At 53.2% G+C, this 17,342-nt stretch carries 25 protein-coding genes and 1 pseudogene; 6 read left to right on the forward strand and 20 right to left on the reverse strand.

The window, feature by feature from the left end; all coding sequences use genetic code 11:
- Together MKMG_RS07205 and MKMG_RS07210 are read right to left on the reverse strand one after the other, a co-directional pair.
- Positions 1-378 (reverse strand): annotated as a pseudogene (locus MKMG_RS07205) (hypothetical protein); the annotation flags it as partial.
- Between the two features lie 56 nt (positions 379-434).
- A complete protein-coding gene (locus MKMG_RS07210) occupies positions 435-1,283 on the reverse strand; it encodes a ParA family protein (RefSeq protein WP_254059118.1) in 849 nt (282 codons plus the stop codon).
- A 576-nt stretch (positions 1,284-1,859) separates the two neighbouring features.
- On the opposite strand from MKMG_RS07210, the gene MKMG_RS07215 reads away from it, so the two are divergent.
- Positions 1,860-2,039: a hypothetical protein gene (locus MKMG_RS07215; RefSeq protein WP_165076931.1), complete on the forward strand. Its 180-nt coding sequence runs from the start codon at positions 1,860-1,862 to the stop codon at positions 2,037-2,039.
- A 14-nt stretch (positions 2,040-2,053) separates the two neighbouring features.
- Here the strand turns inward: MKMG_RS07215 and MKMG_RS07220 are convergent, their stop codons facing one another.
- The 8 genes from MKMG_RS07220 to MKMG_RS07255 all read right to left on the reverse strand — a co-directional run bounded on the left by MKMG_RS07220 (position 2,054) and on the right by MKMG_RS07255 (position 6,849).
- Positions 2,054-2,401: a hypothetical protein gene (locus tag MKMG_RS07220; RefSeq protein WP_165076932.1), complete on the reverse strand. Its 348-nt coding sequence runs from the start codon at positions 2,399-2,401 to the stop codon at positions 2,054-2,056.
- A 77-nt stretch (positions 2,402-2,478) separates the two neighbouring features.
- Positions 2,479-3,417: a radical SAM protein gene (locus tag MKMG_RS07225; protein WP_165076934.1), complete on the reverse strand. Its 939-nt coding sequence runs from the start codon at positions 3,415-3,417 to the stop codon at positions 2,479-2,481.
- Between the two features lie 164 nt (positions 3,418-3,581).
- The gene (locus MKMG_RS07230; protein ID WP_165076936.1) at positions 3,582-4,031 is read right to left on the reverse strand and encodes a metal-dependent transcriptional regulator; all 450 of its coding nucleotides are present in this window, start codon (positions 4,029-4,031) and stop codon (positions 3,582-3,584) included.
- Between the two features lie 74 nt (positions 4,032-4,105).
- Positions 4,106-4,570, reverse strand: coding sequence for a hypothetical protein (locus MKMG_RS07235; protein ID WP_165076937.1), 465 nt, complete (start codon positions 4,568-4,570; stop codon positions 4,106-4,108).
- Complete coding sequence (locus MKMG_RS07240) at positions 4,571-5,785, reverse strand: ferrous iron transporter B (RefSeq protein ID WP_165076939.1); 1,215 nt, start codon at positions 5,783-5,785, stop codon at positions 4,571-4,573.
- A 4-nt stretch (positions 5,786-5,789) separates the two neighbouring features.
- Positions 5,790-6,398, reverse strand: a complete 609-nt coding sequence (locus tag MKMG_RS07245; RefSeq protein ID WP_165076941.1) for a FeoB small GTPase domain-containing protein — start codon at positions 6,396-6,398, stop codon at positions 5,790-5,792.
- Positions 6,395-6,625 (reverse strand): FeoA family protein, encoded by a 231-nt coding sequence (locus MKMG_RS07250; RefSeq protein WP_165076942.1) that lies wholly within the window; start codon positions 6,623-6,625, stop codon positions 6,395-6,397. The genes MKMG_RS07245 and MKMG_RS07250 overlap by 4 nt, the downstream gene beginning before the upstream one ends.
- Positions 6,625-6,849, reverse strand: a complete 225-nt coding sequence (locus MKMG_RS07255; RefSeq protein WP_165076944.1) for a FeoA family protein — start codon at positions 6,847-6,849, stop codon at positions 6,625-6,627. The genes MKMG_RS07250 and MKMG_RS07255 overlap by 1 nt, the downstream gene beginning before the upstream one ends.
- A 968-nt stretch (positions 6,850-7,817) precedes the next feature.
- Here MKMG_RS07255 and MKMG_RS07260 point away from each other — a divergent pair.
- Positions 7,818-8,147, forward strand: coding sequence for a CGGC domain-containing protein (locus tag MKMG_RS07260; protein ID WP_165076946.1), 330 nt, complete (start codon positions 7,818-7,820; stop codon positions 8,145-8,147).
- A 178-nt stretch (positions 8,148-8,325) separates the two neighbouring features.
- Here the strand turns inward: MKMG_RS07260 and MKMG_RS07265 are convergent, their stop codons facing one another.
- The 7 genes from MKMG_RS07265 to MKMG_RS07295 all read right to left on the reverse strand — a co-directional run bounded on the left by MKMG_RS07265 (position 8,326) and on the right by MKMG_RS07295 (position 12,339).
- Complete coding sequence (locus MKMG_RS07265; protein ID WP_165076948.1) at positions 8,326-8,769, reverse strand: metal-dependent transcriptional regulator; 444 nt, start codon at positions 8,767-8,769, stop codon at positions 8,326-8,328.
- A gap of 53 nt (positions 8,770-8,822) precedes the next feature.
- Complete coding sequence (locus MKMG_RS07270) at positions 8,823-9,287, reverse strand: hypothetical protein (protein ID WP_165076949.1); 465 nt, start codon at positions 9,285-9,287, stop codon at positions 8,823-8,825.
- 1 nt (position 9,288) lies between these two features.
- Positions 9,289-10,521 (reverse strand): ferrous iron transporter B, encoded by a 1,233-nt coding sequence (locus MKMG_RS07275; protein ID WP_165076951.1) that lies wholly within the window; start codon positions 10,519-10,521, stop codon positions 9,289-9,291.
- A 4-nt stretch (positions 10,522-10,525) separates the two neighbouring features.
- Positions 10,526-11,122, reverse strand: a complete 597-nt coding sequence (locus tag MKMG_RS07280) for a FeoB small GTPase domain-containing protein (RefSeq protein ID WP_165076953.1) — start codon at positions 11,120-11,122, stop codon at positions 10,526-10,528.
- A 13-nt stretch (positions 11,123-11,135) separates the two neighbouring features.
- Positions 11,136-11,369: a FeoA family protein gene (locus MKMG_RS07285; protein WP_165076955.1), complete on the reverse strand. Its 234-nt coding sequence runs from the start codon at positions 11,367-11,369 to the stop codon at positions 11,136-11,138.
- A 645-nt stretch (positions 11,370-12,014) separates the two neighbouring features.
- On the reverse strand, positions 12,015-12,167 hold the full coding sequence (locus MKMG_RS07290; RefSeq protein WP_165076957.1) for a hypothetical protein: 153 nt from the start codon (positions 12,165-12,167) through the stop codon (positions 12,015-12,017).
- A gap of 1 nt (position 12,168) precedes the next feature.
- Positions 12,169-12,339, reverse strand: coding sequence for a hypothetical protein (locus tag MKMG_RS07295; RefSeq protein WP_165076958.1), 171 nt, complete (start codon positions 12,337-12,339; stop codon positions 12,169-12,171).
- A gap of 250 nt (positions 12,340-12,589) precedes the next feature.
- Between MKMG_RS07295 and MKMG_RS07300 the strand changes: the two genes are divergently transcribed.
- From MKMG_RS07300 to MKMG_RS07310, 3 genes are all read left to right on the forward strand, one after another.
- Positions 12,590-13,246, forward strand: a complete 657-nt coding sequence (locus MKMG_RS07300) for a phosphoribosyltransferase (RefSeq protein ID WP_165076960.1) — start codon at positions 12,590-12,592, stop codon at positions 13,244-13,246.
- 162 nt (positions 13,247-13,408) lie between these two features.
- Positions 13,409-14,359 carry a nucleoside recognition domain-containing protein gene (locus tag MKMG_RS07305; protein WP_165076962.1) on the forward strand — a complete coding sequence of 317 codons (951 nt, stop codon included), beginning with the start codon at positions 13,409-13,411 and terminating at the stop codon, positions 14,357-14,359.
- A 153-nt stretch (positions 14,360-14,512) separates the two neighbouring features.
- The gene (locus tag MKMG_RS07310; protein WP_254059119.1) at positions 14,513-14,716 is read left to right on the forward strand and encodes a ChaB family protein; all 204 of its coding nucleotides are present in this window, start codon (positions 14,513-14,515) and stop codon (positions 14,714-14,716) included.
- Between the two features lie 150 nt (positions 14,717-14,866).
- Here MKMG_RS07310 and MKMG_RS07315 read toward each other — a convergent pair whose 3' ends face one another.
- A complete protein-coding gene (locus MKMG_RS07315) occupies positions 14,867-15,295 on the reverse strand; it encodes a carboxymuconolactone decarboxylase family protein (protein WP_254059120.1) in 429 nt (142 codons plus the stop codon).
- Positions 15,296-15,519: 224 nt separating this feature from the next.
- On the opposite strand from MKMG_RS07315, the gene sugE reads away from it, so the two are divergent.
- On the forward strand, positions 15,520-15,849 hold the full coding sequence (gene sugE, locus MKMG_RS07320; RefSeq protein ID WP_165076964.1) for a quaternary ammonium compound efflux SMR transporter SugE: 330 nt from the start codon (positions 15,520-15,522) through the stop codon (positions 15,847-15,849).
- Positions 15,850-15,920: 71 nt separating this feature from the next.
- Here the strand turns inward: sugE and MKMG_RS07325 are convergent, their stop codons facing one another.
- On the reverse strand, positions 15,921-16,625 hold the full coding sequence (locus tag MKMG_RS07325; RefSeq protein ID WP_165076965.1) for a metal-dependent hydrolase: 705 nt from the start codon (positions 16,623-16,625) through the stop codon (positions 15,921-15,923).
- Positions 16,626-16,840: 215 nt separating this feature from the next.
- Positions 16,841-17,179 (reverse strand): cupin domain-containing protein, encoded by a 339-nt coding sequence (locus tag MKMG_RS07330; RefSeq protein ID WP_165076966.1) that lies wholly within the window; start codon positions 17,177-17,179, stop codon positions 16,841-16,843.
- Positions 17,180-17,342: the final 163 nt, after the last annotated feature.

A 17,342-nucleotide genomic window follows, 5' to 3' on the forward strand; every position in this document is an offset into this window, starting at 1 on the left:
GATGTCAAAGTCGTAGAGCTTCTTTGCCATCAGCTCTTCATAGCTTCCCCGCCAGACACGCTCATACTCCTTATTGAGGTCAATACGGGACTTGTCGGGACCGAGCACCGCAATCGCCTGCGGATTCAGTCTGATGAACGATTCCGACTGCTTCTTGAGCAGCTCGACCTCCGATATTTTTTTGATTGCCGAATTGAGCGTTTCACCGAGTGATTTCAGTGAACCGTCAACGGAATCAATATCAATACCCGCTGATGCATCCCCCTCAACGGCGGATTTGAGAATGTTCGCCCAGTCTTCCAGGATGATGTTTACGTCATTGTTCCCGTTATTTGACGGAGCAGCCTGAAATAATGCTTTTCTTCCGGTTTTTTCCATATATACTCGCCTCATTAAATTATTACAATATTTTTCAGATGGATTGTCAGCCAGTTTCACTGCGAATTGATCATATCAGCAATTTCACGATAGACAGATGCAGCCTCACATTGCGGTGCAAACTGCGCGAGGGGAATCCCTTTCTCCTGTGCTTTCTGGACATTCGTGTCGAACGGGACCGTGTATACCGTCTTAAACGATCTCTTCACATCATTCTCAAATGCGGTCAGGCGTTCGTTTTCTTCATCATTATTGACAGAGTCTGTTTTTCCAAAGAAGAGCTGCTTCAGCCGTGCTCCAAACCCTTCAGCTGACACGGGTGTGCCGGGGGTTTTGTCCCAGCGCGTGAGAACGGCCACATCGGCGACCACTTTATCACCGACGTACGTCTCAACATCCTCCATGATCGTCGAGAGCGCCTCGGCCCCTTTCAGGGCAAAGACGCCGCTGTCAAACGTAACAACAACCTGATCTGCGGCAACAAGTCCGTTGAGGACGAATTGCCCCATACTCGGCGGGGTATCGATGAGTATGTGGTCATACTCATCACCAACCTCTGTGATCGCATCTTTCAGTATCTCGGCACGGTGGTTGAGGGTATAGAGATATGGCTCAACCCCGACGAGATCAAGCGATGAAGGCGCCAGAAGAATACCCGATTTTGTCTCCGTAATGATATCCGCCAGGCCAACGGCAGGATAATCTCCCGCATAGGACATGAACACGTCATACATACTCAGACGATCGGAACACGGATCGACGCCAAGCCCGGACGTCGCATTTGCCTGCGGATCACAGTCAATGACCAGCACACGCCTGCCGCATTCGTGCAGATATCCGGCAATATTTAAACATGACGTTGTTTTTCCAGTTCCACCTTTGTGATGGGCAAACGTTATAATCAAAATTATTTACACCTCAGCATATACACTATAATTTATATACGATTTGATGGGGATCGCATATAGATTATATGATTTAGTTTACATCATTACTATATTTTAAATTTGATCAAATTAACAGGCAATAGTGTATATTGATGTAAAATTCACATCCTGTTTTCGCATTCGTTTGTAAATTTATTGCAATTATATACAAAAAAACTAAAAAATCACACCACTACAGAGAACCGACATATTATACAATTGCTATGTGAAGAATGCGATGATTCCATATAATATACGTCCAGTAAAAAAACAATTCCAATAAAAAATAATTCAGGACTAATGCTAAAAAATATGTTCACACCGGCCCATATTTTCCGGCCACATCATCTCTTCCTGCAGTTAAATGCAATACAAATCTGCATATCAGAATGTTGTTCATCGGTTTTTTACTCCCTCATGTCTGAAAGGCATGGGGTGGCAGGTATCCCCTACGACACGGGCCGGGGGAGAAATATCATGTATCCTCCCTCCTTTCCCTGAGGAGATAATAAACACCAGCACCCATAACGCAGACAAAGAGACGGCAGGGCCAGGATGGTTCGGATTTCCGGAGAGGGAGAGAAGATCCTTCCCGAGATGAAAGAGCTCTCTGAAGAGTGGGCTGATATCCTCTTCAGCAATTTCTCCGACGAAGAAAAGGAAACAGCACTTGAAGTGCTCAAAAAAATGGCCCTGAATGTCTCCTCCCATATGCGGGAGAAAGATCAGGAGTGAGGGAGAAGGGCAGTTCAGACACCGGATTCTATCTTCACCACCTTATCACCGGATGAGATCTCGCTCAGTTCAAGAGGAGTGCCCCATTGCTGGATGGTGACCACGTCTTTCTGCACAGTCCCGGCAAAGGTGACAGAGAGGTTGTCCTGCGCAAACTCATCCGGCAGGTTGAGGGGGAGATAGCGGGTGCCGTCGTCCGTGACAATCCCGTAGAACCCGCCCTCGAAGTCATTATACACTACTGTTCCGGCGCCGCTCACGGCATCCGGATCCTTCACCCCTCCGTCGGTGCAGCCGCATGCAAGAACGGCAGCCGCCACGAGACAGAGAAGGAGAGCCAGAGGAAACTGGTATCCTGACATATCAGATCACAACAGATGAATGGCTGAATGATCTGATTAATCTTGCCTTGACTTCGAATCGGTCCGCAGTCAACAGCTCAGGAGAGAGCGACAAAAAACGTGCCGCGTTCCTCTGCCTTCTCCCCAATCTGCCCCTCTGCGATGAGCGTATCCGTGTATTTGCGAATCTCGTTCGGGTGCAGCCCCAGTATCCGGCTGAGGTCATCCATAGTGCAGGGCCGGCGCCGGATGGTCCCGATAATTGACTCACGGACATCCTGTGAAAAAGAGGCAATATCCGAGCGTGAGGGAAGCCCGCCCACCACCTCTACTCCGGGGAATCCGAGGGATGCAGCAATCCGCTCCATCTCTTCAGCGGTAGGAACAGTGATCCAGTCTGCGATGCCCGGCCGGTCCAGTGCATTCAGCTGCACCCGGTCAGGGCGAATCTCTGCAATCGCATCCCGCAAGAAGAGCAGCTCCTCATCCGTGTCATTCAGGCCGGGGATGATGAAGATCTCCAGCCAGATTTCACCTGTGAACTCATTTCTGAGGGAGACCAGACCTGCAATGACGTCTGCTGCCATGATGGACGAACAGGGCCGGTCAATCTTTTCAAAGACGGATTCCGAAACCGCATCCAGGGACGGCACGATGACATGGACAGAGGCGACCTCTGCCCGCACCGCCGGGTCACTGAAGAGGCTGCCGTTCGTGAGAAGTGCCATCCTGTACTCAGGAAACGTCTCACGGATATGGCGGGCAATCCTGCCAACACCGGAATGGAGCGTCGGCTCACCGGAACCTGAGAACGTGATGAAATCAAGTTTTGGATCTGTTGAAAGGTAATCATCAATCTCACGGATGATTGCTTCCATCGGGTAATATTCGGTTCGTTCCGTAGTGAGGTCGGTTGTCTTTCCGCACTCACAGTAGATGCAGTTGTAACTGCAGGTCTTGTGGGGCACAAGGTCAATGCCCAGCGAGACCCCCAACCGCCGTGACGGCACGGGGCCGAAGAGATACTGATATCCCATAACTGTTTCTCAGAGAGAAATAGCAGGTGCCAGAGCATTAACCTGACCGCTGTGACAATACAAAAAAGGAATATCGCCTGTCGAAGACAGAGATAACCGGCAGCCACCGACCCCTCATACCCAGGATCCAGAACCAGGAAGTGGTAGAATCCGGTCGAAATAGTTTATTTATTCAGTATCCGCTGTGCAATCTCCTGCTGGAGCTGCCGGCAGAAGGTGGGATCGTCATCCATCGTCTCAAGAAAGAGGCGGATACGGCGCACCGTCTCAGGATTGAGCTCATGCTCCATAAAACAGGCATCCTGCTCAGCCACTTTATCAGGCACGCCTATCAGCAGTAAAAATTTCTTCAGTGTATCGTGGCGGTATTTGATCACTTCCGCAATCTTCTGCCCCTCGGGGCGAAAGACCACTCCCTCATACCGCCGGTATTCAACGAGACCCAGACTGTCCAGCTTCCGGAACATCTCAACCACACTTGAGGGACTGAGCCCCAGCTGGTCGGCCACATCTTTGGTCCGGGCATAGCCCTTCTCGAGGGTGACATTGAGGATAGCTTCAAGATAGTCCTCAGCCTTTCTGCTGAGGTGTTTTGCAATATATCCTTCCTCCATACTATTCCTGCACAGGTACTCATCTGCGGAAGATGATAAAATGGGTGACCCGGATGTCACGATCTCCGGGCCCATCAGGAATCGTCAGCATCCCGGACACGGATCAAATACAGAATACCCAGTGTGAAGGGAAGGAGGACCATTGCCGGTGTATATGGCGGGGCGAACCCGGCCAGAAATCCGGAGAGGGAGTTGAAGAATGCCGGGGATGCCTCTTCTGCGGGAATACCCGCACAGAGCAGGGCAAAGATATCTGTTCCCGCAATAAGCCAGACCAGCGCTCCACCCAAAACCACCTTCCCGGACTGCTGCAACGTGGTCACCCGTGTGCAGCCACTGAGCATGAAGAGGCCGGCGCAGGCCATAATAAACCCGCCCCAGGCCCAGCGGAAGAAGTCATCACCCGCGATCTCAATGATACCCACCTGTAAACCGGGACTGACACCGGCCCAGACGAAGATGTCTGCAAGGCCGAACGCAAGGGTCACAAGGCCAAGCAGACCGATATAGATACTAATGGGTGTAATTTTCTGTTCCATTTATGCCACCCCCAAAAGGATGCCGACGGCGTGAATGATGCCACCATAGATGAATACAACCACGAAGAGCACTGCAATTGCTGCAATGAGCTGTTTCCAGCCTTCCCTGAGCATGACCACAAAGGTGGCCACGCACGGGAAGTAAATCGTCACCAGCACCACGGAGGCAACCGTCTGGTAGGTAGTCATCGGTATGGTCGAGAGCTGTGCTATAGCGAGATCTTTTCTCAGGAATGCCGCAATGAGCGGCCCGACCGTCTCTTTGGGGACGCCGAACCAGGTGACGAAGACCGGTTCGAGCAGGTCTGCGAGCCCCTGGATGACACCCCCGAGGTAGAGGAGGTTTACAACCAGCACACCAAAGAGCACGAAGGGCACTGCCTCTTTCAGGAACCCTTTGGTCCGGTTCCAGAGTTTCTTTGCCACATACTCCTTAACCGGCCAGTGATAGGGAGGCACATCCACGAGGATCTCGGGATTCTCCCCCGGTATCACCTTGTTTAAGACAAATCCAAAGATGACGAAGCCGACAACGAGGCAGAGCATCACAACGCCAACCAGGTCAGGAAGTACGCTCATCATGATACCCAGCTGTGCCCCACAGGGGATGAAAAGGGCAAGGAGCGTCATCATGATGAACCGCTGTTTTTTGGTCTCAAGAATACGGGTGGCGGTCACCGCCGGCACATTGCACCCGAGGCCGAGGATGGCGGGCACAATCGCATACCCGTGCAGCCCGATGCGGTGGAGGACTGAGTCCATCAGGACAGCCAGCCGGGGCAGGTAGCCGGAGTCTTCCAGGATGGTCATCATCAGGTAGAAGACGAAAACCGCGGGAAGCACCACGCCTATGGAGACGAAGAGTCCTGACGTGAGCATCCCGAATGCCTCAAAACAGGTATCTGCCGCTGGATTCCCCACAAAGATGAAGTAATGCCAGCTTGTGGGATCAGGCCAGACCGACTGCAGCCACGGCAGCCAGTAACCGTCAAAAAGTTTCACCATGAACCCATCGGTCACGAGGGTGCCGGCAAACGAGGTGAAGATACTCCAGAATGCATAGAGTGCCGCCACCGCAACCGGGATGCCGGTGAGCGGTTTGACGGTTAAGTCGCCCAGCACATCCCCCAGCGTCTGCTTGTATGTGCCATAGGTGACGGTCTGCCGGGTGATGGCGTCCACCATCTCCCAGCGGGCGTCAGAAGAAATTACCATCGGTTCAGCACCCCCCACATCCGCCACAGGCACGGAGAGATTCGGTCCGGGGTTCTTCACCCCGCAGGCGCTTCGCGATGCCGCCAAGGTTCGCGACCTGCGCCTTTCGTATCTGCTCTGCGAGGGTGCGGACCCCTTCGCCGCTGGTCGCAGTCGTCGAGACCACCGGCACACCCAAAAGGCGCTGGAGTGCTGCGATGTCGACTGTTATCTTCTTTTCATGGGCGGCGTCCATCATATTGACCGCAACGATACAGGGCATACCCCGTTCCATCACTTCAAGGGTGATGTAGAGACCCCGGTCAATCTTGGTTGCGTCAAGCACGATCATCACGGTCGCATCCGGGCAGTCCCTGAGCATCCGGACAGCCACTTCTTCGGCCGCATCACGCGGTTCAAGGGAGTAGGTGCCGGGCACATCAACGATGGTATAGGTATGCCCGCCCTCGATGAAGGTGCCGCGGGTAAAGTCAACCGTTGTGCCGGGATAGTTGGAGACCACGGCGTTTGCACCTGTCATCCGGTTAAAAAGAGCACTTTTGCCCACATTCGGGTTGCCGAGCATCAGGACCGTCGTCCCCCCCTCAGGGAGATCCGCTCTCCCCTCTGTCATCTGTCCACCCCGGTCTCAACCACGATCTGTTCAGCTGTCTCAAGACCCATGGCAATCTCCAGTTCACCAAGGATGACAACCACCGGCCCCTTGATGGGCTGTTTGGTGACCATCTTCAGTTCTTTGCCAATCCGGAGTCCCAGGCAGTTCAGATCATGTGCAGAGGTCTGGATCTCCCGGACGACAGCCGTCGCGCCAAAAGGCAAATCTGAGAGTTTTATCCGCATTATTCCACCTTCACAACCTGTATATGGCGGGCCATACATCGGCCGAGGGCCAGCGTACTGCCCCTCACCTCCACTGCCACCGGCCCGCAACACGATGATGATACCATGGTAAGCGTACACCCTTCCGCAACGCCCCTCAGGGCAAGTTTCTGTTGGAAACAGTGTCCGCCATCTATCCCCGTGACGCGTCCACGTTCACCGGGATGCAACTCGTTCAGGATCATAACTGTCTGGTATAATCTCTACGGTTCGGTCAGTATCAAGAAGGGCCTAAAGAATTTCGGTTTTTTTCAGGAACTGAGATATATTCGGAAAATGTTAGAAAAACCGAAACATTCAGAACAGAAGCGCATGCACATGTGCAGATACGGCACAGCCACTCACCGGGTACGGGAGAGTCTTAAAAATCTAAAAGCAAAAACGGTGGATTCCTATCAGACACAGGAATGAATATATATATTGACCCGGCAGGGACGCTTCAGGTGCATATGACATGCAGAAGACATCAGCCGGTAAACCTCTCCGGGTGTGAGGAGGTTATATTGCGACACTCTGGTGCGCAGAGTATTCAAGGTATGACATGTGTGTGTATGTGAGTCATCCGGCAGGAATTCCCACAAGGTCTGGCACAGGGCAACAGTCTGATCTGTTCATCGCCCGACGTGCCGCAGATCAGATCACATACCCACCCACCCCCGTGCAGAAGTCTGTTTTTGTCTCCCGGACAAATGATCGGAGGATAAAACCCAGTCCATGCAGATACTGATGCTCATCTCTGCACCGGTATTTGGCTGTCCATCACACGATCTTCAGGCCCATTCCCTGACATTTTTCCGGGCCGATGGGGATTGAGCAACGCATAAAGTACGTCTGGCAGATGGTCCGGTGACGAGATGCCCCGTATGCTACTACGGCAGGTCATCTTACAACACTCCTCCCCGAATGACGGGTAAGCTACTCTTCTGGTATCGTCTCTGCATGCTGGTTGGTATCGTTCGTATCATACCATGGTATCTGTCATTCGGGAGGCATCTACCCTGCCCATAAAAATCTCTGATATTGGCAGGATTGCAAAAAATATTCGGATAATGCCGCCATTTCCGAATGGAACGGGACTCTGCGACCAGGATTTTCCTCCGATACATGTCCCATATATTTAAGCAGGTACACCGCCCAGATTTCGTGATTAACCATGAATGTCGGCATCATCCGCTGCCTCATGACAGAAGACATCTGCCCGGGGACAACTGACTTTAAAATAACCGCACAAGGAAAAGGCGCCTTTGCAGAGACAGGGCCTGTCAATATCGTCGGGTTTGTCACCTGTGGCGGGTGCCCGGGAAAACGGGCCATCCCGCGGGCAAAGATACTGGTTGAACGGGGTGCTGAGGCGATTGTCTTTGCGTCCTGTATCTCAAAGGGCAACCCCATCGGCTATCCCTGCCCACATTATGCAAATATGCGGGACGCCGTTATCAAGGCGATCGGCCCTGACATCCAAATTATTGAGTGGACACACTGAGAGTTTCCGGGTATGCAGAGAAGAAAGAGCCTGGGAGCAGGCCCATACAGTGAACTGTAGCACTCATTTTTTACAAAACCAGGCATGAAACGGATGTTCAGGCCCTGTTTACTACAAAAACGAAATACCATTTTCACGTTCCATACCGGCACACATCCTGATGATCTCTTTTCATCATTCAGCGAACCGGTGTTTTTTGATGGTGCTGAATCTGCTGGCAAAATGCAGGATTATTCTCCATACAATCAATAAAATGGTGTATCCGGCGCACGGTCTCAGGATGCAGTTCATGCTCCATGAAACAGGCATCTGCATCGGCAATATCCTCCGGCACCGCGATGAGCAGCAGAAATTTCTTCAGGGTGTCATGCCGGTACTTAATCACTTCTGCAATCTTCTGTCCTTCCGGGAGAAAGACCACCCCTTCATACCGCCGGTAACAGACGAGGTGCATGGCGTCAAGCTTCCGGAACATCTCGACAACACTCGAGGGACTGATCCCCAGTTCATGCGCCACGTCCTTTGTCCGGGCATATCCCTTCTCAAGAGTGACATTGAGAATTGCTTCCAGATAGTCCTCAGCCTTCCTGCTGAGATGCCTGGTGATGTATCCATCCTCCATTTTTACCCACATAACCGGTTTAAAAAAATATCGTGTGTCTGTGACACACCGGGTTAATCCGTATCATAGGCCTGCGTATACAGCAGGTAGAGGATGACCAGCGTGAATGGCAGGAGGATAATTGCAGGGGAGTAAGGTGGAGCAAATCCACCGATAAATCCAGAGAGGGAGTTGAAGAACTCCGGTGCCTCTTCCCCTGCAGGAATACTTTCACAGAGCCGGGCGAAGATATCTGTACCGGCGATGAGCCAGACGAGGACTGTGCCCAGGGTCACCTTCGCAAACTGCTGAAGGGAAAGCGCCTTTCTGCTGCCCGCAAGCATGAAGAGTCCGGCACAGACCATGATAAAGCCGCCCCATGCCCAGCGGAAGAAGTCATCCCCCGCGATTTCGAGAATTCCAACCTGGAATCCGGCATTGATGCCGGCCCAGACGAAGATGTCTGCAAGGCCACATGCCAGTGTCACAAGACCGAGCAGTCCGATGTAAATACCTGATATACTGTTTTTCTGTATCATTTTATGCCACTCCCAGAAGGATGCCGATGGCGTGTATGAGACCACCGTATGCGAAGACCACCACAAAGAGCACCGCGAGGGCTGCAATAAGCTCCTTCCAGCCTTCCCGCAGCATCACCACAAAGGTGGCCACACAGGGGAAGTAGATGGAGATGAGCACCACCGATGCAAACATCTGGTATGCAGTCATCGGGATGACCGACAGCTGTGCGATGGCAAGGTCTTTTCTCAAAAAGGCTGCAATGAGCGGCCCGACCGTCTCTTTAGGCACACCAAACCACGTGACAAAGAGTGGTTCGAAGAAGGCAGCGAGCGCCTGAATAACTCCTCCAAGATAGAGAAGGTTCACGACGAGCACACCAAAGAGCACAAAGGGCACGGCCTCTTTCAGGAACCCTTTGGTCCGGTTACAGAGTTTCTTTGCCACATTCTCCTTCACCGGCCAGTGATAGGGCGGTACATCCACAAGGATCTCTGGATTCTCACCCGGAATCACCTTGTTCAGGATATATCCAAAGAGACAGAAGCCGACAATCAGGCAGAGGAACACCATACCGACCATATCGGGGATGACCTCCAGCATAACACCCAGCTGTGCACCGCAGGGGATAAAGATGGCAAGCAGGGACATCATGATAAACCGCTGTTTGCGTGTCTCCAGGATACGGGTGGCGGTCACCGCCGGTACATTGCATCCCAGGCCGAGAATGGCGGGCACAATGGCATAGCCATGCAGACCAACCCGGTGGAGGACTGAGTCAACGAGGACGGCAAGCCGGGGCAGGTAACCGGAATCCTCCAGGACGGTCATCATCAGGTAGAAAATGAGTATCGCCGGAAGCACCACACCTATGGAGACAAAGAGCCCCGACGTCAATACGCCAAATGCTTCAAAACAGTTATCCGCCAGCGGATCCCCGACAAACACAAAGTAATGCCAGCTTGCAGGATCAGGCCAGAGAGACTGCAGCCATGGCAGCCAATGTGCATCAAAGAGTTTCACCATAAACCCGTCAGTCACGAGGGCGCCTGCAAAGGAGCAAAAGATACTCCAGAAGGCGAAGAGCGCCGCCACAGCGACTGGGATTCCGGTGAGTGGTTTGACCGTCAGTTCTCCCAGCACATCCCCAAGGGTCCGTTTATACGTGCCGTATGTCACAGTCTGCCGGGTGAGGCGATCTACCATCTCCCAGCGGGCATCAGAAGAAAGGACCGCATCAGAAGAAAGGACCATCTGTTCAGCACCCCCCACAGCCACCACAGCCGCTGACCTGTTTTTTCGCCGTGTTTTCGCCATTCAGCCGTTTTAATATGGCATCCAGATCTGCAACCTGTGCCTTGCGGATCTGCTCCGCCAGTTCACGGATACCTTCACCACTGGTGGCGGTTGTCGCAACGACCGGCACACCCAGTAACCGCTGGAGCCCGGCAGTATCCACCGTGATCTTCTTGTCATGGGCGGCGTCCATCATATTGACCGCAACGATACAGGGCATACCCCGTTCCATCACTTCAAGGGCAATGTATAGACCCCGGTCGATCTTCGTTGCATCAAACACGATCATCACGATTGCATCCGGGCAGTCCCTGAGCATCCGGACCGCCACCTCCTCTGCCGCATCACGCGGTTCAAGGGAGTAGGTGCCGGGCACGTCAATGATCTCATACTCCTGTCTTCCTTCAATGAGTGTGCCTTTGGTAAAGTCAACCGTCGTACCCGGATAGTTTGAGACCACAGCATTTGACCCGGTCATCCGGTTAAAGAGTGCACTCTTACCCACGTTCGGGTTGCCAACCATGAGGACAGTGATCTTGTTCTTTGTTGAATCTGCCATTATTTTGTCTCCTTTATGCATCCGTTCCGATGACGTCAACGAGTATCTCTGCCGCCATATCAAGGCCCATGGCAATCTCCACCTCACCGAGGAGGACAACCACCGGCCCTTTGATGGGTTGTTTGGTGATCATCTTCAGTTCCTTGCCTACCCGGAGTCCCATACAGTTCAGGTCATGGTGAGACGTATGGATCTCACGGACGACAGCCATGTCGCCGAATTCAAGTTCGAATAACTTTTTTTGCATGATGTAATATCCTCATGAAATTGATTTTACAGACCATGGACATCCGAAAACGGGGAGTCTGGTCCGTGTGATGTTGAGGTCATGGGCATCATGCATCCCCCGGCCACATCCTCAGGGCAGGATGATGCCGGGTGCAGATGACTCATGACCATTTCTTACGTATCCATGATTCATTCTGGAGTTTGGTGAGTATCAACAAACGCCCAAACAATTTCGATTCTTTTTCAAAAATATCATAAATTTCGGATTTTTTCAGAATAACCAAACAATATCGGGGCCTGCAGCCATGCACCAGACGGCCCCACAGACAGTGCCGCATACCGGAAGAAGGAAATATCCTCTTTAGAGGAATACGGAATAAAATGAATGTTCAAAGGAAAGGGATAGAGACTGGAATATTGAAACCCGGCCGCGATGCCGCAGTTGCACACGATGTGCAGCAGGCACCAGCACGGGAAAGCCTCGGGATATATATGGGCACGTGTGTTGCGATATTCTGGTAGCCGGGGTTGCCAGGCATGGCACGTGGGCCCGTCTGGCAGGAATTCCCATGGTTTGATAAATAATTACCCGTTGTATATCTTCGAAGCTGAAGACACCTCAGATCACGTCACATGCTATCAACCCCTCCTTGTGCGGGGAGTATCATCTCTGCGCCGGTTCCAGGCCGTTCATCGTGGGGGCATCAGGTTCATTCCCGGAAGTGTTTTCAGAACAGTCAGGGAAGAGCATGGCATACACTACGTCAGGCAGGTGATCAGGTGATGAAATTCCACGTATGGAAGTGCGACTGACCATCTTACCACATACCTCCCCAGGTAACATGCCTTCCTTTCTGGATGCACCCGATGAGATACCGGAGAACTTCATCATCCACCTCCAATACGTCTGAGAGAAGGACCTCACCATCGTGATACAGTGCCTTCCCGGTTTGATTTTCCTCTTTTCTGGTTGGAGCAGTTCGTATCATATCATGGCATATGTCGTTAGGGAGGTATGTACTCTGCCCGTAAATACCTCAGATCATCCACAAATTATGAAATATCTTCGGATATCTGGTTTTTCCGAAAATGGCATCTGCTGGATAGGAGCAGGTATTACTATTGATAACCGGCAACAGAGGGAAGGATTCCTGTTCTCGACAGCATACCCACACATGTCCATCCCTCCCTCCTCACCCCGCCCAAATATATTTCAGGAAACACCGCATATGCACGGTAATGTTGCCCGACACCTTTCCCTGTGAACTGGTCAGCTGGGAACGCTCGTGTACACTGGCAAGGCGGCTTGCATACGCAGTCCGGGACTCCGGCTACCAGCCGGATTTTGTGGTTGCGATCGGGCGGGGCGGGTATGTGCCGGCACGGGTGGTCTGTGACTATCTTTTGCATCAGATGCTCACGAGCATCAAAATCGAGCACTGGGGTGTGGCCGCAGAAGAGAGACCGGAGACTGTCATCCGGTTCCCCCTTTCAGTCGATGTCGCAGGTGCCCGCCTGCTGGTGGTCGATGATGTGACCGACACCGGCGACACCCTGACCGAAGCCGTCTCCTATCTCACAGGATGCGATGCCTCCGAGGTCAGGACGGCTGTGCTGCAGCACAAGAACACATCCGGATATCTGCCTGACTATTACGCAGAGCTGATCACGGAATGGCGCTGGATCATCTACCCGTGGGCAGTATACGAGGACCTCTCCGGGTTTGTGCTCCGGGTGCTCACCGCGGGCCCTGCCACAGCAGGTGGTGTTGCTGCTGCCCTCGCGGAGAATTTCAGTATCACGGTGGATGACGAAATGCTGTCAGAGATCTGTGGCGGCCTTGTCAGTCGGGGCGAGGCAGAGGAGACGGGCGGGGTATTACGGCGAGCCGACTGACCGTTCTCCTCCGGCTCCGCACGTCCATAATGCAATAATTCAATATCGTAAGATTGAGTATGAAAAATGTCGTTGCTATTCAGAACGATGTGTTAAACTGATAAAAAAACCGCCATCCCATGTCCAGCCGAAAGAGAGAACGACTGGATGTGGATGTAAATCATGAACGCATTTCTCCAGGAGACTGCTCTTCTCGCCCTTGACCTCCTCATCCGCACCATCCCCATGATGGTGGCGGGGATATTTGCAGCGGAGCTTATAATGGCGTTCAATGCGACCGCCCGGATATCCCGCATCTCCCGGCCCCTCACCACCTGGTCCAACCTCCACCACGAATGCGGCATCTCCTTCATGATGGCGTTCATCTCCCCCAAGGCTGCAAACGCGATGCTCGCAAAGTACCACCGGGACGGGATCATCACCCGCCGCGAGATGGTGGTCGCCGCCCTGATGAACTCCTTTCCCAATGTGATGATGCACTGGCGCTATCTTCTCCCGGTGTACATCCCCCTCCTGGGCCTCACCGGCCTCGTCTACTTTGCCATCCTTGTTGCGGTCGGCATCATCAAGACGGTGATCGTCATGGTCGCCGGGCGATGGATGCTTCCTGTCCCCGCTGCACCGGAAAAGGAGATAACAGCGCCACCACCCCGGCCCGGCTGGAAGGAGGGCGTGCAGAAGGCCCTGAAGGCATCTGCCGCATCACTGCGCCACATCCTCGTCATCAGTGTGCCCACGATTGTTATCGTGGCCGTCTTCATCAGCCTCGGCTTCTTTGATACGGTGGCAGACGTGATGCAGGGCTTTGGTGCCTGGTTCCCCATACCTGCGGCAGGCTTTGCCATCATTGCCGCCCAGTTTGGTTCGTTCATTGCAGGCGCCAGCGTCGCCTCGACCCTTCTTGCCGCAGGCACCCTCACTCCACATGAGATTGTGATCACCCTCCTTGTGGGGAATATTCTCTCCAGTGTCACCCGTGCCATACGCTGGTACGGCACCTCCTATGCGGCGATATTCGGCCCGCGGACAGGTGCTGTCATTCAGGGCCTCTCCACCGGCCTCCGGGTCGTCGTTATGATTGGTATCGTGGCCGTCCTCTCCCTTGTGTGGTGAGAATAGGAACGCACCACCCCTTTCTGCCGCAGATCCACCCGGCGGGGGACAAAGCGCACGGCAAACATGTTTTACCATTCCGGTTCATCCCTCTCCGGGGAGAGCGGACAATACAATGCCTTATGAACGGACAACAGAGCTTCCGCGGCACGGGTGAAGTCACACCTGCCACTGCATGCACAGGAGATCTACCTGGCCGCATTCGACAATGCCTGGGAGGAGTATGCAGACCCGGAAAAACGCCGCGGAGAAGAGAGCAGGGAAGAGACTGCCCACCGCGTCGCCTGGGATGCAGTCAAACGGCGCTACAGAAAAAATCCCAGGACCGGCGTGTGGGAGGAGAGGACAGCGGGGTGATACCGTCCGCACCACACGGCACACGAATCGCCGGAATCGGACCGGAGTTCGGCCTCCGGAAAAAAATGAAGGACGGACCTGTCCGGCATCTGCGGACAGCAAACGGCCTATTCAAAAAACACTCCGGTTGAAACACCGGGTATTTCCGGATTATTCGTCGTCGGGAATGGCCTTATTCATCACCCGGAACGATGCACCGAGGATGCCCGTCTTGCCAATGAGTGCAGCAATATTGATTATATCCCGGATCTGTTCACGGGTGGCGCCCTCATTAAGGGCAGCACCGATATGCACCTTCAGGCAGGCGTCTGCACCGATGGCAGCTGCAGCAGAAACGGCGGCCAGCTCTGCTGTTTTGCGGTCCATCGTCTCCGGGTTAAACGTATATAAATCCCCGAGCCCGTTGAATGCAAATGAATCAGGCCGCTCCCTGAGGATGGGCAGAATGAACGGGACAACCCCGAGAGTCTGCTTAAAATCATCCATGATACCGTCGCACACGTCTTCTTTGTTGACGAGGAAATCGTCTATTGTCTTCTGTGTTTCTGGATTCATTGATATCCGGTAGTAATTTGTCATGCTCCACCATAGATGCAACCACCCGGTTCGGCATATTCTCCACCCCCCAATCCATGCACCTGCCCTGCCGGTGTTTTTGCACGCAAAGGGAACCTGAGCCCTGGCGGGAGATGCCGGAATAACCCTCAACAGAGAGAACATATTCCACAAATCCACGGAACGGCCACCTGGATCAGGAATTGGAAGAAAAACTCCATCCATCTGCAAGGACAAACAAATAATGTATGGCAGTAAATGCATGGCTCTCCCTTTTGGTGGCAGGCATCATGGAGGTCGGATGGGCCATAGGTCTCAAATATACCGAAGGGTTCTCACGCCTCATGCCGTCTGTTGTCACCATTGCCCTGATGGGGGGCAGTTTTTATCTCCTCTCAAAGTCACTCGAAAGCCTCCCCATCGGCACCGCCTATGCCGTCTGGACAGGAATCGGCGCGGTTGGGACGGCTATCTTAGGCATATATCTCTTCGGGGAATCACGGGACCTGCTGCGGATTCTCTGCCTGCTTATGATCGTATCGGGGATTATCGGGCTGAAAATGTTCAGCGGGAAGTGAACATCAGGAAAAGAAGGTGGGGTTTCAGGGATGGGATGAGAGAGGCAACCCATCCTGCCAAAAAAACCCGTTCACTTCCTTCGGGCATGCGGGCGCTGTGAGAAGAGATAGAAGATGACTCCGGAAAGAGCCACCACACCCAGCACCGGGAGAAAGAGACGGCCTGCCGGGATGTGATACACATACTCCCCTGCAATGACCAGCGATGCCATGCATACCATGCATTTTGTATACCATACCGGCCGCCTGTCCCGGTAATCACCGGTATTGATGCCGCCCTTCAGGTGCAGGGACAAAAACGGCAGGAAAGGCCTCAGGCCGTTTATGGTGCAGCAGTCCTCTGCCAGATGGAAAAGAGCCCCGCAGAGAAGTCCCGCATACACGAAGATGAACACATCTGACCACCAGCCGACACCGGTAAGGATGAACCACGTGGGTGCCACAATGACGCCCACCGCGACAGATATTCCAAATATGGTATGAAGGGAACGCCTGTGGCGCCCGTCAAAACGCACTCTCGTTACCCAGTAGACGGCCCGCACCATCCGCATCATTACGATGCTGATAACAGAATAGCTAAACCATTTTACTTTCCTTGGACGAAGCTCTTTTGCGGCGGCAACATCGGCATCCGGCAGACAACTGCCCACAAAGACCCCGGCCAGGAAATATATACAGCACTCCAGACATTCCACGGTGACATCTACTGACAAAAAAGGTGAAATACAGAGGAGTGCGGTCGCCATAGAGAGCATGGCATGGTCACTTCCTCTCACCTGCCCATCACCGAAAACCCGGGCACACCCCTCTCTCTGCCGGTTGGCAGCAGATTAAGACCTGTCGGGGCAGGCATACACGGCGGAGTGCAGGAAAGGTACATTGCATTATTGTTGATGCGGATGAGAAATAAAGGGGAGGACTGCGGCCTGAAACTGTATTGTTATCAGTCCTCCATCAAAAAGATACCAAATGGGCCTTTCTTCGCAAATTGTCAGAGTATTTGAGTCCCTTTTGTGGGTTTAGGCACCTTCACCACCAGCACCCGGAAGATAGTGTCACTCCGGTTGAACCAGCGGTGGGGAATTTTTGCAGGACTCTCAACGAGCATATCTCTTCCCACCACTTCCTCCTCATCGCCAATCTCAACGACTCCGGTTCCTTCGAGGACATAGAAGAAGACATCGACCGGGGTGATGTGCTTTTTGAGTTCCTCACCCGGCTGCAGGGTGATGACCACCGCCATTGCGTGTTCGGTGTCATATGCCACACGGGCATCTACATGGTGCGGGTTCTCGCCCACCGGCAGGGCGGCGATATCTGTGATCTTCATACGACTCCAGATGTGCCGGGAGGTAATAAAGATGACACTATCCGGATGGATATCCCCGGACTTATTCCTTTTCACTGCTCCCGGTCCGCTCCAGTGCCTGGCGGACGATGCCCTGCACCTCTAAGGCGAACCCGGGCACCTGCCCTACGTCCCGTCTCCGAGA

The sequence above is a fragment of the Methanogenium sp. MK-MG genome (genome assembly GCF_009914725.1).
Taxonomy (GTDB): Archaea; Halobacteriota; Methanomicrobia; order Methanomicrobiales; family Methanomicrobiaceae; genus Methanogenium.